The sequence below is a fragment of the Bradyrhizobium lablabi genome (assembly GCF_001440475.1).
Lineage (GTDB): Bacteria > Pseudomonadota > Alphaproteobacteria > Rhizobiales > Xanthobacteraceae > Bradyrhizobium > Bradyrhizobium lablabi.
On the sequence record NZ_LLYB01000081.1, the window covers coordinates 236,712 to 251,485 of the forward strand.

Genomic DNA, 14,774 nt, shown 5'->3' on the forward strand with positions numbered 1-14,774 from the left:
CCAATGTTCAAACGATCCGATCAGGATAAACGCCCATCCGTGCAGATCTTCGTCGATGGCGCCGCCATCGCCGCGCGCGAGGGCGACACCGTCTCTGCCGCGCTGCTGGCATCCGGCCGTGACGTGCGCCGCGCGACCGCGGTGAGCGGCGCGCCGCGTCTGCCCTACTGCATGATGGGCGTGTGCTTCGACTGTCTCGTCACCATCGATGGCGTCGGCAACCGCCAGGGCTGCTTGGTGCCGGTCGCCGAGGGGATGCAGGTCGAGATCCAGAAGGGCAAGCGGGAGATCGGACGATGAGCACGCCCAAGCGCGAAGCTTACGATGTCGTGGTAATCGGGGCCGGGCCTGCCGGGCTCGCCGCCGCTGCGACCGCCGCCGAGGCCGGCCTGTCGACGCTGCTGCTCGATGAGAATGCAGGTCCCGGCGGCCAGGTGTTTCGCGCCATCGCATCGACACCGGTGACCGAGCGCGCTCAACTCGGTGCCGATTACTGGGTCGGCGCTGATCTCGTGAAGGCGGTGCGCGCAAGCGGCGCCGAGATCATCCAGCGTGCGACGGTCTGGAGCCTCGATCGTCATATCGAGATCGGCGTCTCCGTCGGCGGTGTCTCGGCCTTCGTCAAGGCGCGGCGCGTGATTCTTGCGACCGGCGCGCTGGAGCGGCCGTTTCCGATTCCCGGCTGGACGCTGCCCGGCGTGATGACCGCGGGTGCGGCGCAGACGATGCTGAAGTCGTCGGCGCTGGTGCCGGACGGCCGCACTGTGATCGCAGGGCAGGGGCCGCTGCTCTGGTTGCTCGCAGCGCAGATCCTGCGCCTCGGCGGCCGCATCGGTCGCATCCTCGACACCACCGAGCGCCGCAACTACCTCGCCGCTTTGCCGCATGCCTTCGCCTTTCTGACCTCGCCCTATTTCGCCAAGGGCCTTGCCCTGATGCGGGAGGTGCGGGCGAAAGTGCCGGTCGTATCCGGCGTCGGCGAACTCTCCGCCGCCGGCGACGGTCAGCTCGCAACGGTGACTTATCTGGCCGGTGGACGGCGCGAGACGATGCAAGCTGATTTGCTGCTGCTGCATCAGGGCGTCGTGCCCAACGTCAATCTCGCGATGGCGGCCGGTGTCGAGCATCGCTGGGACGAGTCGCAACTGTGCTGGTCGCCGGTGCTCGATCAGAACGGCAATTCGTCGATCGACGGCATCGCGATCGCCGGCGATGGCGCTGGGATCGGTGGCGCCGGAGCTGCGGTGTTTCGCGGCTACATCGCGGCACGCGCCGCGGTCGAGGCGCTTGTGCCAGCATCGGCCGCCAAGCTGACGCCGATGGCGGAATTGCGGACGGGCCTGGTTCACGCCGAGCGTGGCCGCGCCTTTCTCGACACGCTGTTCCGCCCGGCGCCGCAGTTCCGCATTCCCTCGGGCGATACCGTCGTCTGCCGCTGTGAGGAGGTCACCGCGAAGGACATTCTCGAGGCGGTCGCGATCGGCGCGACCGGGCCGAACCAGCTCAAGGCCTATCGCCGCACCGGCATGGGTCCGTGTCAGGGCCGGCTGTGCGGTCTCACCGTCACCGAGTTGATGGCTGAGGCGCGCGGCAAGAGCCCGCAGGAGATCGGCTACTACCGGCTGCGCGCTCCGGTGAAACCGATCACGCTGGCCGAGCTTGCCGCCGTCGCCAAGACCGAGGATGACGTCAAGGCGGTGGTGAGGGGATGACGAAACGCGTGGATGCGATCGTCGTCGGCGGCGGCATCCATGGATGCTCGACCGCGCTGCATCTCTGCCTCGCCGGCATGGAGCCGGTGCTGATCGAGAAGGACTATGCCGGCCGGCACGCCTCCGGCGTCAACGCCGGCGGTGTTCGTCAACTCGCGCGCCACATCCCCGAGATCCCGCTCTCGATCCGCTCGATGGGAATCTGGGAGCGGATCGAGGATCTCCTCGACGACGATTGCAGTTTCGAGAGCCACGGCCAGGTCCTGGTCGCCGAGAACCAGGCCGAGCTGGAGGTCTGCCGCTCTCGGGTTGCAGAGTTGAACGCGCTCGGCCTCACCCATGAAGAACTGATCGACGCCGCCGAGCTCAAGCGGCTTGTGCCTGCGGTGGCCGACACCTGTCCCGGTGGCGTAGTTTCGCGGCGCGATGGCGCAGCCAATCCCGCGCAGACCACGACGGCGTTTCGACGCAAGGCGGCCACGCTCGGCGCCACGGTCTGCGAAGGTGTGGCCGCAAGCAACATCCGGCAGCTTGACGGGTTCTGGCATGTCGACGTCGGCGCGGACAGTTTTGCCGCGCCAGTGCTCGTCAATGCCGCCGGCGCCTGGGCCGGACAAATCGCCGCTTCACTCGGTGAGCCGGTCCCGGTCGAGACCGTGGCACCCATGCTGATGATCACCTCGCGTGTGCCGCATTTCATCGATCCCGTCGTGATCCTGCGCGGCCGAAAACTGTCCTTCAAGCAATTCGCCAACGGCACTGTGCTGATCGGCGGTGGCCATTTGGCGACGCCGTATCAGGATCGCAACGAGACCGTGCTGGATTGGCGCAGCCTCGCGGTGAGTGCGCGCACCGTGTTCGAGCTGTTTCCGGTCATGCGCGGGGCGACGATCGTCCGCGCCTGGGCCGGCATCGAGGCGCGGATGAAGGACGATCTGCCGGTCCTTGGGCCGAGCGCCCGTCACAAGGGCCTCTATCACCAGTTCGGCTTTTCGCTGCATGGCTTCCAGCTTGGCCCCGGCGCCGGCGCCGTGATGGCGGAGCTCATCGTCAATGGCGGCACCCAGACCCGGATCGGCGATCTCGGTATCGACCGTTTCCATCCCTCCACGCTCTAGGAACAAGAGGATATCATGAGCATCATCCGCAACATCCGCACTCCGATCATGCACCGCGCCGTCGAAGCCAACGGCTTCGTCTTCATCGGCGGCACGATCGCCGACGACACCAGTGTCTCGATGGGTGAGCAGACCCGCAACATCCTCGGCAAGATCGCGGGCTATCTGAAGGAGGCGGGGACGGACACGTCACGCGTGGTCAGCGCATCGATATTCGTCACGGATCTCACGAAGAAGAAGGAAATGGACGCGGCCTGGGTTGAGTTCTTCGGCGACAATCTGCCGACACGTGCAACGGTCGGCGTAGCCGATCTCGGCGGCAATGCGCTTATCGAGGTCGTGGTTACCGCGCTCAAAGGCTGAAGCAACAGTGTCCCTCTGGGCTAGTTCTGTGGACTAGAAACTCAAGACCACAAGTTCCAACGCAAGCCGCAACGCAGCAATTGCAAGGGGTGGCTTGACGGCCTGTCTTGGTCATCCTATTGGTCTTACCAAGGTAAGATCAATAGGATAGGGGATGGAGATCAAGCGAACAGCCGAGGGCGAAAAGGGCTTCGAGAAGGTTTTTGCCTTTCTGCGCAAGCGTCTGATCGCGGGTTCGCTCAAGCCTGGCGACCGCTTGATCGCCGAGCGCGAACTCGCGAGCCAACTTGGTGTCAGCCGACCCATCGTCCGCGAAGCCCTGCGGGCGCTCACCATGCTGGGCATTGTAGAAATCCGCGATCGCATCGGCACCGTGGTCACGCGCCCGGACATTTCCGTCCTCAACGACTTCTTCACTTTCGCGCTCGCCCAGCAGGCCGGCATGGTGGACGACGTGATGCAGGCCCGCATCGCGATCGAATGCCAGGCCATTCGACTTGCCTGCGAGCGCGCAAGCATTACGGATTTCGAGCGGCTGCAGCGCGAGCTGGCGCGCATTGCGGAAACGATCGATGAGGCGGATGCCGGAGGGATTGCGGACTTCGAATTCCATCGCGCGATCGTGCTGGCATCCCGATCTGAGACGTTAGTCGTGCTGCACAATTCGATGGCCGGCCTGCTTACACAGTTCCATCGCACACGCCGCGAACTGGTTCAGGCCTTCCCCTCGATGAAGACCTACTTGATCGACGATCACAGGCGCATCTTTGAAGCTGTGGTCGCGCGGGATCCCGAGCGGGCGGACGCGACCCTGCGAAAGCATTTTGAGATCGGCGATGAATACAGAAGGCGCGCCGTCGTCGGCGAGAAAGAGAGCCGCAAAGTTTCGCGCTGAACGGAAATAGACCCAACTAACAACAATAAGACGAGCGGGAAAATGGGACGGGATGGCAAGGGGAGCGTAGGCTTCATCGGCATTGGTGCGATGGGCCGGGAGATGGTGCGCAACCTGCTGAAAGCAGGGTATGCGGTCAGCGCCTTTGATATCAGTGAGGCCGCGGTCGCGGATGTCGTGAAAGCGGGCGCCATTGGCGCGCAGAACCCGGCCGAGGCCGCACGAAACTCTGACATCGTCATCACCATGCTGCCCGACACGCCGCATGTCGAGGCAGTTATCTATGGCGAGCCCGGCCTCCTGAAGTCGCCGCCCGCCGGCAGGCTGATCGTGGACATGAGCACGATCTCGCCGGTCGCAGTCCGCAGCATCCACGCAGATTTACAGAAAATCGGCGTGAGCTTCATCGATGCGCCCGTTTCCGGCGGACCGCTCGGTGCGAAGAACGCAGCCCTCTCGATCATGGCCGGCGGCGAGCCCGAGGCATTCGCCAAGGCCGAACCATTCTTCCAGGCGATGGGAACCACGATCACGCATGTGGGGACCAGCGGTGCCGGGCAAACGGTCAAGCTCTGCAATCAGCTCATCTGCGGCATCAACATTCAGGCGATTTGCGAAGCGCTCGCTCTGGGGCGGGCTTCCGGCGTTGATCTCAACTTGCTCCGCCGCGTGCTGCTGGGTGGCTCGGCTGCATCCTGGATGCTGGACAAGCTCGGCCCGGCCATGATCGAGGGCGATGTTGCCGCCGGCTTTCGCATCGACCTGATGCTCAAGGATCTGCGGCTGGTGCAGGAACACGCCCAAGCACTGAGTGTGCCGTTGCCGGGAACCGCGCTCGTCACCAGCCAATATATCGATGCGCGGGCACATGGCGAAGGCGCGAACGGCAATCAGGCGCTGTTCCGCGTCTACGATCGTATAACCAACCAGGTTACCGGCTGATCCTTTCGCGATGGGCATCGAACTCGATTTTCCCGCAGTGCTGGAGCGATGGCCGAATTTTCTCGGCGGCGCCATCCTCACGCTCGAACTCGCGTTCTTCGCAACCGTGCTGGGTGCCTTTCTCGGCACGCTCGCAGCCGTGGGTCGCCGCTCACATAGCTTACTGATCGCGCGCACTTGTAAAGTCTATGTCGAAGCGATCCGCAACACGCCGTTGCTGGTCCAGATCTTCCTGGTCTATTTCGGCCTCGCCAGCATCGGTCTGAAGCTATCAGCCTTCACCGTCGCGGTGGCCGCGCTGACGATTAATGTCGGCGCTTACACCGCGGAGATCATGCGCGCAGGCTTCGACGCCATTCCACGCGGGCAGCTCGAGGCGGCCGAGGGGCTCGCCCTCTCGCGCCTCCAGATCTACTGGCACATCATCCTGCTGCCGGCTGTCGAGAGGGTATATCCGGCGCTCACCAGCCAGTTCGTGCTGCTGATGCTCGCATCCTCGGTCTGCTCGCAGATCTCCGCCGAGGAACTCACGGCCGTCGCCAACTACATTCAGTCGGACACCTATAGGGCGTTCGAAACCTACATCATCATCGCCGTCCTCTACATTTTTCTGTCGCTTGTCATGCGCGCCGGATTCTGGGGACTTGGCTTCGTCCTGTTTCCGCGCCGACGCCGGCTCGGCACGCCCTTGTGAGGTGCGGAATGGGCGGACATCTCAATTTCAATCATCTGCTCTTCCTCGGCCATGGTGCGCTGTGGACGATCGGGCTTTCGCTGATCGCACTCGGCGGCGGAGGCCTCGCCGGCTTCGTGATTGCGCTCGCACGCGTTTCTCCGCTCAAGTCCGTCCGCCTCCTCAGCGCCGTCTATGTGCAGCTCATTCAGGGGACGCCGCTGCTTGTCATCCTGTTCCTCGGCTATTTCGGGCTGGCCGCAGTGGGATTCCAGCTGTCACCGCTTGCCGCTGCTGGAGCTTCGCTCACCCTCTACGTCGCCGCCTATCTCGGCGAGATCTGGCGCGGCTGCATCGAATCCGTGCCGAAGCCGCAATGGGAAGCGGCGGAGGGTCTTGCGCTGAGCCGGACCCAGCGGATGATGAAGGTGATCCTGCCACAGGCGATCCGCATCGCAACGCCGCCAACTGTCGGGTTCATGGTGCAGATCATCAAGAATACCTCGCTCGCCTCGGTTGTCGGCTTTGTCGAGCTGATGCGCTCGGGACAGATCGTCAACAACTCGCTGTTCGAGCCGTTCGCGATCTACGCGATCATCGCCGTCGTCTACTTCGCCATGTGTTATCCCATTTCGTTGTACAGCCAGCGGCTGGAACGACGCATGGGACGTGGCAAGTTCAACCTCGCTCCGGCCTGACATGCAGCAAGACACTCCCGCCACATCGATCGTGTCGCTCCGCGACGTGCAGAAAAGTTTTGGCTCGCTCAAGGTGCTCGACGGCGTCAGTTTCGCTGTCGAACGCGGCGAGGTCCTTGCGATCATCGGCAGGTCCGGTTCCGGAAAGAGCACGGCCTTGCGCTGCATCGATCGCTTCGAGAGGGTCGATCATGGTGAAATCGTCGTCTGCGGGCACAGGGTCGATTCTCCCGACGTCGATCTCCGGGCGTTACGCCAGGATGTTGGCATCGTCTTCCAGAGTTACAACCTGTTTCCGCATCTCACCATCGAGCAGAACATCACCCTCGCGCCTTGCTCCGTGAAGCGAATGGCCTTGTCGCAGGCGAAAGAGCTGGCGCGCAAGGTGCTGGCGCAGGTTGGGCTGGAAGAGAAACTTCACGCCTATCCCGAACAGCTTTCAGGCGGCCAGCAGCAGCGCGCCGCGATCGCCCGTTCGCTCGCCATGCAACCGAAGGTCATGCTCTTCGACGAGGTCACTTCCGCGCTCGATCCCGAGCTGACGGCCGAGGTGCAGAGGGTGATCGAGCGGCTGGCGGCCGAGGGCATGACGATGGTGATGGTGACCCATGAAATGGGCTTTGCGAAAAGCATCGCAGACCGGATCGTCTTCATGCACCGGGGCAAGGTTCACGAAACCGGGCCGGCCTCGATCCTGACTTCCCCGACGACGCCGGAGCTCGCTCAGTTCGTCGGAACCGGCGACCTGAAATCATAAAACAGGAGAGGAGAACCAAGGATGAAGAACAGAAAATTCCTCGGCGCTGCCGTGTCGGCATGTTGCCTTTTCATGTTGACGGTACAGCCGGCGAGGGCCGACCTGCTCGACAGCATCATGCAAGCAAAGAAGATTCGCATCTCGACGGACCTCGCCATTCCGCCGTCCGGCATGATGGATGGCAGCATGAAGGCCACCGGCTCCGATGTCGAAGTGGCCCAGTTGCTCGCCAAGGATTGGGGCCTTGAACTCGAATTCATCCAGACGACCGGCGCGACGCGCATCCCCAACGTACTGACCGGCAAGGCTGACATCATCATCTCGACATTGTCGGTCACCGCCGAACGGGCCAAGGTGATCGATTTCTCCAATCGCTACGCGACACTGCAATCCGATATAGGTTGCCTGAAGTCGCTGAATGTGAAGGATTGGGCGGACCTCAAGGACAAGACGGTGGGCGTCGCGCGCGGCACAACGCAGGATACGACCTTGTCGAACATGAAGGACAAGGAGCTGAAGATCGCGCGCTATGATGACGACGCCACTGAGGTAACCGCTGCAGTTTCCGGGCAGGTCGATTGCGTCGGCACATCGGCCACGATTATCAATCAGATCGGGGTCAAGAATCCCGCCCGCATCTTCGAGTCGAAGATACCGCTCGCTACGTTCGACCTCGCCGTCGGTTTGAAGAAGGGCGAGCCGCGACTCATGGAAAAGCTCAACGGCTGGATTGCCGAGAATATCAAGAACGGCAAGCTCAACGCCATCTACAAGAAATTCCACGGGGTCGAATTGCCGGCCGATATGCGTGGTTGAACGAAACAGTGCCGTGACAGCCGGCAATGGCTGTCACGGCCCCAAGAAAATGGAAAAGGAAATCGTATGCGCCTCGTCATAGGGTCGGACCACGCCGGCTGGCCGCTCAAGCAAACCGTTATCGACCATATCCGCGAGCTCGGTCACGAGGTCATCGACGTGGGGTCCTATGACGACAAGCCGGTCGATTTTCCGGACATTGCGCGCGCGGTGGCGAAGAAGGTGACGTCGGGCGAGGTCGCGCGTGGCATCATGGTGTGCGGCACCGGCGTCGGTGCTTCGATTGCCGCCAACAAGATGAAAGGCATCCGCGCTGCGGTCTGCCACGACGTACACTCGGCGCATCAAAGCGTGGAGCACGACGACGTGAACGTCATGTGTATCGGTGCCCAGATCGTCGGTTCCTGGCTCGCCAAGGATCTGATCGCGGCATACCTCTCGGCCGAATTTTCGACCGACGAGGATTTTCGTCGCCGGGTCGAAAAGCTTCGCGTCATGGACGAGGGAGGTTAGGTCAGGGATCCACCTTACGTGATTCTGGCCTTCTCGCTTAACATCGATCTGGTCGCCAGTTGACGTTCAACGTGAGGAGTCCCAAGCCAGGCGCATCAACACTCAGGAAGCATCTTGGTCCAGCGAGCGGCTCGCCTGCCGGATTTCATTCAGGAATGCCTTGGCCAGGCGCGACAGAGGCTCTGCCTCAGACCACAGCATATAGGCCACGGCCGCGGTCTTGGGCGCAAAAGGCCGGACGATGAGATCGTGGCTGCCGCCTTGGCTTGGCGAAAACGGATCGACGACGGCAGCGCCCACCCCGGCGGCCGCGAGCACGCAGGCGGTGTTGCAGTATCGGACCTCGACGGTCGGCTGAAACGGCGCGCCGGCCAGCGCGAAAGTCTCCCGCACGGCTTCGCCCAATCGCGTTCCGCGCTCCAGCCCGATGAAAGGAAGGCCGACGAGGTCGGCGGCGGAAATGACGGGACGTTCGGCCAACGGATGTTTCGGCGGCAGCACACAGACCATTTCGCCGGAATGAACCACCTCATGCGCAATGCCCGGGTGGTGCGACAGACCAAGCGCGAAACCGAGTTCTGCAACCCTGCTCAGTACGCCTTCGATGATTCCCTCATAGCGCCGTACGTCGAAGAACATTCGTGTCTGCGGACGGCGGCGCAGGAAGCCTGACAGAGCGGGCGGAATGATGCTGTAGGCCAGCGGCGGGGTCGCGACGATCGACAGATGTCCCGAGCGGCATTCCCTCAAGTCACGCACGCGGTTCTCGAGTTTCGCGTGCAGTGCGAAGATCGCATCGCTTTCCTTGTACAGCGCCATCGCTTCGGTGGTCGGGAAAAGCCGGTTGTTGACGCGCTCGAACAGCGCGAAGCCAGCTTGCGCCTCCATCGCCTTCAGCGCGTTGCTGATCGCCGGCTGCGATAGCGCCAGCTCGTCCGCGGCCGCAACTGTCGTCCGGTGACGAATGACCGCACGCAGGATTTCAAGCTGGCGTAGGTTCATATAAGCCCGAGTTATTTTCTTCCCGAAAATATCATAGCACGAATGATTGCATTTGGCGTCTCGCACTTGCGTAATGACGCACGCAATTGCGTGCCGCTCTCGTCGGGGTCATCCGCCCAATGAGGCAGCAGTCCGCATAGATTGGAGGCAATGTTGACCCGAGTCCTTCGTGCTGCGGCCGCTCAGATGGGGCCGACGCAAAAGGCGGATACGCGCGAGCACACGCTCGAGCGGATGCTGAACCTCCTGGAGCAGGCCGCCACGCGTGGCGCGAAACTGGTGGTATTCCCTGAATTGGCGTTCACCACGTTCTTCCCGCGCTGGCTCATCGAAGGCGAAGCGCTCGATCACTACTACGAACAGAGCATGCCGAACCCGGCGGTGCAGCCCTTGTTCGATCGCGCCAGGGTACTCGGCGTCGGCTTTTATGTCGGTTACGCCGAACTGACCTCGGACGGTCAGCGCTTCAACTGTTCGATCCTCGTTGATGGCGCCGGCACGGTTCTCGGGCGCTACCGCAAAGTGCATTTGCCCGGCTCGGTCGAGCCGCGGTCCGACGCGCGCTACCAGCAGCTCGAAAAGCGCTATTTCGAATATGGCAATCTGGGATTTCCGGCTTTCCGGGCGGGCCCGGACTGGCATCGCGCCATCATGGGCATGATGATCTGCAACGATCGCCGCTGGCCGGAAGCCTGGCGCGTTCTTGGCTTGCAGGGCACCGAGCTCGTCTGCATCGGCTACAATTCCGCGGCTTACGATCCAAACGGCGGCGTCACGGAAGATGCAGCGCTGCGCACTTTCCACTCGACGCTGGTCACTCAGGCCAATGCCTACATGAACGCCACCTGGGCGATCTCGGTGGCGAAGGCGGGTGAGGAGGACGGCTCCGGATTGATCGGCGGCTCCTGCATCGTTGACCCGAATGGCCGGATTGTCGTGGAAGCAAAGACGCTCGCGGATGAAGTTCTCGTCGCCGATCTCGACCTCGATCTCTGCCGCCAGGGCAAGGACAAGATGTTCAATTTCGGCGCCCATCGACGGCCGGAGCAATACGCCTTGATCACCGAACGCGCGGGCGTCGTCGAGCCGGCCGCGGCGACGACGAGGGAGCTGATATGAGACGTATCTCGATTTCTGCCGGTCTTGCCGCACTTGCCGCCATTACAACGGCGCATGCCGCCGAACTGCCCGATGCCATCAAGCAGGCGGGCGTATTGCGGCTCACGGTCAACTCGACCTACGCGCCGATGGAATATCGCGATCCCGCGACCAACCAGCTTGTCGGGCTCGACATCGATCTCGCCAACGAGCTTGCGAAGCGGCTGAATGTGAAGATCGTCTGGAGCGAAACACCGTTTGCCGAACTGATCCCGTCGTTGCAGACCAAGCGCGCGGATTTCATCATCAGCGGTATTTCCGATCGCAGCTCGCGGCGCGAGACCGCTGACTTCATCGACTATCTGACCACGGGTCCGCAGTTCTTCGTCCTGACCGAGAATGCCGCAAAGGCCGCGATCGATCTCTGCGGCAAGAAGGTCGGAACGACGCGAAGCACCAGTTTCCCGGTCGAGATCGAGAAGTGGAGCAAGCAGAACTGTGAGGCGAGCGGAAAACCCGCCATACAATATGTCCCGGGCGAAAACAGCATCGATGTCCGCAACCAGCTCAAGCAGGGCCGCATCGATGCCGCGGTGCAGGGCAGCGAGACACTGCCATACGCCCAGCAACAGGAAGTCGGAAAATACCGCGTCGTAGGCGAGCCTTTCGCTGTCGGCTATCAGGGCATCATGTTCCGGAAGGACGATGCGGCGCTGCGCGAGGTGGTGACAGAACATCTTGCCGCGATGATCGCTGATGGCTCCTACAAGAGCATTCTCGACAAATACGGGCTCGGCACGCATGCGGTGGCCCAGCCCTTGATGAACGCGGCCACGCAATGAGCAACGCAGCCACGCTTGCTGGAGGCTTCCCCGATCTTTCGAAGCTGCCCGTCGCGCGCCAGGCGCACTGGATGCGCTGGTTCACCGCGGCTGCCATTGTCGCGGTGCTTCTGGCGATCGGCCGAGCGTTCGCCAACGGCCAGATCGAATGGTCCTATGTCAGCCGCTTCCTGACGGCGCCGGTGATCCTGCAGGGAATCGTCAACACGATGGTGATGGCGGTGCTCGCGATGGCGCTCGGCATCTTTCTCGGTATCGTCGTCGCGATCATGAGGCTCTCGCCCAATCCGGTGCTGAAGTCGGTCGCTCTCGGCTATACCTGGTTGTTCCGGGGCACGCCGCTGATCCTGCAACTGCTCCTGTGGTTCAACATCGCTCTGGTGTTTCCGACCATCGGCATTCCGGGCCTGTGGTCGGCGCGGGCGGTCGATATCATGACGCCGTTTCTCTCCGCGTTGCTCGGCCTCGGCATCAATCAGGGCGCCTACACATCCGAAGTGATGCGGGCGGGCATGCTGTCGGTCGACGCCGGACAATATGAGGCCGCGAAGGCGATCGGCATGGGGCGGCTGCGCGCGCTGCGCCGGATCATCCTGCCGCAGGCGATGCGGGTGGTGATCCCTCCGCTCGGCAACGAGTTCATCGGCATGGTGAAAGCCACCTCGCTCGCCAGCGTCATCCAGTATCCGGAGCTGCTGCACAGTGCCGAGAACATCTACTACGCCAATTCGCGCGTGATCGAGCTCCTGATCGTCGCCGGCCTCTGGTATCTGCTCGTCGTATCGATCCTGACGCCCTTGCAGATGCTGCTCGAACGGCGCTTCGCGCGCGGCTTTTCGCAGACGGCACGATGACCCAGCCCCTCGTCGCAATTCGTTCCGTCAGCAAGACGTTCGGAGAGTTCGAAGCTCTCAAGCAGGTCTCGCTGGATGTATCGGCGGGGGAGGTGCTGTGCCTGATCGGCGCGTCGGGATCGGGCAAGACGACGCTGCTGCGTTGCATCAATCAGCTCACGCCGGTCGATAGCGGCGGCATCTGGCTGGATGGCGAACTGCTGGGCCTGCGCGAAGAGGGCGGACGGTTGCACCGGCTGACGGAACGCCAGATCGCGCGGCAACGGTTGAAGACCGGCATGGTGTTTCAGCGCTTCAACCTGTTTCCGCACAAGACGGCGCTCGAAAACATCACCGAAGGCCCGGTGCAGGTGCAAGGCCGCGACCGGCAGGAAGCGCGAAGCGAGGCCATGGAGCTGCTCGCGCGCGTCGGGCTGACGGCGAAAGCCGATGCCTATCCCTCGCAGCTCTCGGGCGGGCAGCAGCAGCGGGTGGCGATCGCCCGCGCGCTGGCCATGAAGCCGATGCTGATGCTGTTCGACGAACCGACGAGCGCGCTCGATCCCGAGCTGGTTGGCGAGGTGCTCTCGGTCATGAAGGAGCTGGCCCGGAGCGGAATGACGATGTTGGTGGTGACGCATGAACTCGGCTTCGCGCGCGAGGTCGCGGACAGGGTCGTCTACATGGACCACGGCGCCATCGTGGAGTCTGGATCTTCGAGGGACGTCCTCGGCGCGCCCCGCGAGGCGCGCACGCAGGCTTTTCTCTCCGCAGTGATTTGAATGAGGACGCTTCGATCATGAAACGGCTCTTTGCCATCGCGTTGATTTGCACCGCCACGTCGGCCATGGCGGTCGAACTGCCTCCGGAGATAGCGAAACAAGGCAGCCTCCGGGTCGCTATCGTGCCAAACTATCCACCGTTGGAATTCAAGGATCCGGCCACCAACACCCTGACCGGCTTCGACGTCGAGCTCGGAGAGGTGCTTGGGCGAAAGCTCGGCATCAAGATCGCCTGGCAGGAAACCAGTTTCGACCAGATGATGCCCGCCATCACCAGCGGGCGAGTGGACGCAATCCTGTCCGGTATGACGGACCTTGCAAGCCGGCAGGACAGCGCGACTTTCGTCGACTACCTTCGCAACGGGCCGCGCTTCTTCGTCCAGCAATCGCGCGCTTCGGAGTTCAAGGACACGACAGCGTTTTGCGGGAAAAGGGTCGGCGCCAGCCGCCGCACGTCCTTCCCGAAGCTGATCGCCGCCTGGAGCGACACGCATTGCGGCGGCAACCCGGTTAACTTCGTCGGCACCGAAGGTTCGGCCGATGCTCGCACTCAACTCAAGCAGGGACGGATCGATGCTGCCGTCCAGGGCGGCGAGACGCTTCCCTACATGATGGACCTCGAGCCGGGCGCCTATGTTCCGATCGGCGATGTTTTCGCCGTCCAGTTCACCGGGCTTGCCCTGGGCGTCAAGGAGAAGGTGCTTCAGCAAGCGGTCGTGGAAGCCCTCGATGCCCTGATTGCGGACGGCTCTTACCGTGCCCTGCTGACGAAATGGAAATTGACCGACTACGGCGTGGAGAAGGCAACGATCAATGCTGGACAGTAAAGCACTCGCGAGCATTCCGCTCATCCCCGCGAATACGGCTCCGCCGGCTCCGGACTATCCGTGGCCCAAGCCTTATACTTCCGCAATGTTTCTCTCGTTTGACGTCGACGCGGAGAGTGCCTGGACCAGCAAGGACGCGCTGCATTCCCAGCGCCTCATCACGATGAGTTATGGCGGCTACGAGGCGCGCGTCGGTACACCAAAACTTCTGGAGCTGCTCGATCAGCTGGACCTGAAGGCAACGTTCTTCGTCACCGGCTGGTCGGTGGACGCGCATCCGTCGATGGCCGAGGCGATCCTCAAGGCAGGCCATGAAATCGGCCATCACGGCTATCACCATCTGCTGCCGGATCCCGGCGATCCCTGGATCGAGGAGGAGCTGGAGCGGGGTTTCGAGGCGCTGAAGCGCCGGCTCGGCGTCAAGCCGATCGGCTATCGGGCGCCTTACGGCGAGTTTACCGAAGAGTTGCGCGCGGCGCTGGTGCGCCACGGCATCGTCTACACCTCGTCATTCCGGGACGACGTGCGGCCTTATCGCCATCTCCTTGCCGACGGCAGGCCTGGCACGATCGAGCTTCCGGTGACGGCAAGTTACGACGACTGGATGCATGGATTGTCGGCCCGCTTCAGCCCGCGGTCGATCTTTCCGAAGGAGCATGTGCTCTCGATCTGGAAGGACGAGCTCGACGAGGTCAGGGATTGGGGTGCGATGGTGACGACGGTGCTGCATCCGCAGTGCAGCGGCCGTCCCATGCGGCTTCGCCTGCTGCGGGAGTTTCTTACCTATGCCAAGTCCTGCTCCGATTTGTGGATCACGACGGGAGAGGCGATCGCGGCGAATTTCCAGTCTCACGAGACGGCCGCCGCGAGCCGCGCCGATCAGGCGTCACGATAAGGAAACGT

Annotated in this window: 18 protein-coding genes; 17 read left to right on the top strand and 1 reads right to left on the bottom strand. The window is 62.7% G+C overall.

Translation table 11 applies throughout. From position 1 onward, the window contains the following. Positions 1-3: 3 nt before the first annotated feature. The 11 genes from CQ14_RS22195 (at position 4) to rpiB (ending at position 8,487) form a co-directional block, all read left to right on the top strand. Entirely contained in the window at positions 4-300 is a 297-nt protein-coding gene (locus tag CQ14_RS22195; RefSeq protein WP_057859953.1) for a (2Fe-2S)-binding protein, read from the top strand. Beyond that, complete coding sequence (locus tag CQ14_RS22200; protein WP_057859954.1) at positions 297-1,712, top strand: (2Fe-2S)-binding protein; 1,416 nt, start codon at positions 297-299, stop codon at positions 1,710-1,712. The genes CQ14_RS22195 and CQ14_RS22200 overlap by 4 nt, the downstream gene beginning before the upstream one ends. Then, positions 1,709-2,830 (top strand): NAD(P)/FAD-dependent oxidoreductase, encoded by a 1,122-nt coding sequence (locus CQ14_RS22205; RefSeq protein ID WP_057859955.1) that lies wholly within the window; start codon positions 1,709-1,711, stop codon positions 2,828-2,830. Before CQ14_RS22200 ends, CQ14_RS22205 begins: the two co-directional genes overlap by 4 nt. Positions 2,831-2,845: 15 nt before the next feature. Next, positions 2,846-3,193, top strand: coding sequence for a RidA family protein (locus CQ14_RS22210; RefSeq protein WP_057859956.1), 348 nt, complete (start codon positions 2,846-2,848; stop codon positions 3,191-3,193). A gap of 154 nt (positions 3,194-3,347) precedes the next feature. Continuing rightward, positions 3,348-4,088, top strand: a complete 741-nt coding sequence (locus tag CQ14_RS22215) for a FadR/GntR family transcriptional regulator (protein ID WP_057859957.1) — start codon at positions 3,348-3,350, stop codon at positions 4,086-4,088. Positions 4,089-4,130: 42 nt separating this feature from the next. Further along, positions 4,131-5,030: an NAD(P)-dependent oxidoreductase gene (locus CQ14_RS22220; protein ID WP_057859958.1), complete on the top strand. Its 900-nt coding sequence runs from the start codon at positions 4,131-4,133 to the stop codon at positions 5,028-5,030. Between the two features lie 10 nt (positions 5,031-5,040). Further along, positions 5,041-5,724: an amino acid ABC transporter permease gene (locus tag CQ14_RS22225; protein ID WP_057859959.1), complete on the top strand. Its 684-nt coding sequence runs from the start codon at positions 5,041-5,043 to the stop codon at positions 5,722-5,724. Positions 5,725-5,732: 8 nt separating this feature from the next. Continuing rightward, the gene (locus CQ14_RS22230; RefSeq protein WP_057859960.1) at positions 5,733-6,401 is read left to right on the top strand and encodes an amino acid ABC transporter permease; all 669 of its coding nucleotides are present in this window, start codon (positions 5,733-5,735) and stop codon (positions 6,399-6,401) included. Between the two features lies 1 nt (position 6,402). Next, the gene (locus tag CQ14_RS22235) at positions 6,403-7,158 is read left to right on the top strand and encodes an amino acid ABC transporter ATP-binding protein (RefSeq protein ID WP_057859961.1); all 756 of its coding nucleotides are present in this window, start codon (positions 6,403-6,405) and stop codon (positions 7,156-7,158) included. A gap of 21 nt (positions 7,159-7,179) precedes the next feature. Further along, positions 7,180-7,974: a transporter substrate-binding domain-containing protein gene (locus CQ14_RS22240; protein WP_057859962.1), complete on the top strand. Its 795-nt coding sequence runs from the start codon at positions 7,180-7,182 to the stop codon at positions 7,972-7,974. Positions 7,975-8,040: 66 nt separating this feature from the next. After that, positions 8,041-8,487, top strand: coding sequence for a ribose 5-phosphate isomerase B (rpiB, locus tag CQ14_RS22245; protein WP_057859963.1), 447 nt, complete (start codon positions 8,041-8,043; stop codon positions 8,485-8,487). Positions 8,488-8,589: 102 nt separating this feature from the next. Here rpiB and CQ14_RS22250 read toward each other — a convergent pair whose 3' ends face one another. After that, positions 8,590-9,489 (bottom strand): LysR family transcriptional regulator, encoded by a 900-nt coding sequence (locus CQ14_RS22250; protein WP_057859964.1) that lies wholly within the window; start codon positions 9,487-9,489, stop codon positions 8,590-8,592. A 150-nt stretch (positions 9,490-9,639) separates the two neighbouring features. On the opposite strand from CQ14_RS22250, the gene CQ14_RS22255 reads away from it, so the two are divergent. From CQ14_RS22255 to CQ14_RS22280, 6 genes are read left to right on the top strand one after another with little or no spacing between them, the layout of a single operon-like run. Continuing rightward, positions 9,640-10,608 (top strand): N-carbamoyl-D-amino-acid hydrolase, encoded by a 969-nt coding sequence (locus tag CQ14_RS22255; RefSeq protein WP_082649979.1) that lies wholly within the window; start codon positions 9,640-9,642, stop codon positions 10,606-10,608. Further along, a complete protein-coding gene (locus CQ14_RS22260) occupies positions 10,605-11,429 on the top strand; it encodes an ABC transporter substrate-binding protein (RefSeq protein ID WP_057859966.1) in 825 nt (274 codons plus the stop codon). The genes CQ14_RS22255 and CQ14_RS22260 overlap by 4 nt, the downstream gene beginning before the upstream one ends. After that, positions 11,426-12,283, top strand: a complete 858-nt coding sequence (locus CQ14_RS22265) for an amino acid ABC transporter permease (protein ID WP_057859967.1) — start codon at positions 11,426-11,428, stop codon at positions 12,281-12,283. The genes CQ14_RS22260 and CQ14_RS22265 overlap by 4 nt, the downstream gene beginning before the upstream one ends. Further along, positions 12,280-13,044 carry an amino acid ABC transporter ATP-binding protein gene (locus CQ14_RS22270; RefSeq protein WP_057859968.1) on the top strand — a complete coding sequence of 255 codons (765 nt, stop codon included), beginning with the start codon at positions 12,280-12,282 and terminating at the stop codon, positions 13,042-13,044. The genes CQ14_RS22265 and CQ14_RS22270 overlap by 4 nt, the downstream gene beginning before the upstream one ends. Before the next feature lie 17 nt (positions 13,045-13,061). Continuing rightward, the gene (locus CQ14_RS22275) at positions 13,062-13,871 is read left to right on the top strand and encodes an ABC transporter substrate-binding protein (protein ID WP_057859969.1); all 810 of its coding nucleotides are present in this window, start codon (positions 13,062-13,064) and stop codon (positions 13,869-13,871) included. Beyond that, positions 13,858-14,766: a polysaccharide deacetylase family protein gene (locus CQ14_RS22280; protein WP_057859970.1), complete on the top strand. Its 909-nt coding sequence runs from the start codon at positions 13,858-13,860 to the stop codon at positions 14,764-14,766. The genes CQ14_RS22275 and CQ14_RS22280 overlap by 14 nt, the downstream gene beginning before the upstream one ends. The last annotated feature ends 8 nt before the right edge of the window (positions 14,767-14,774 follow it).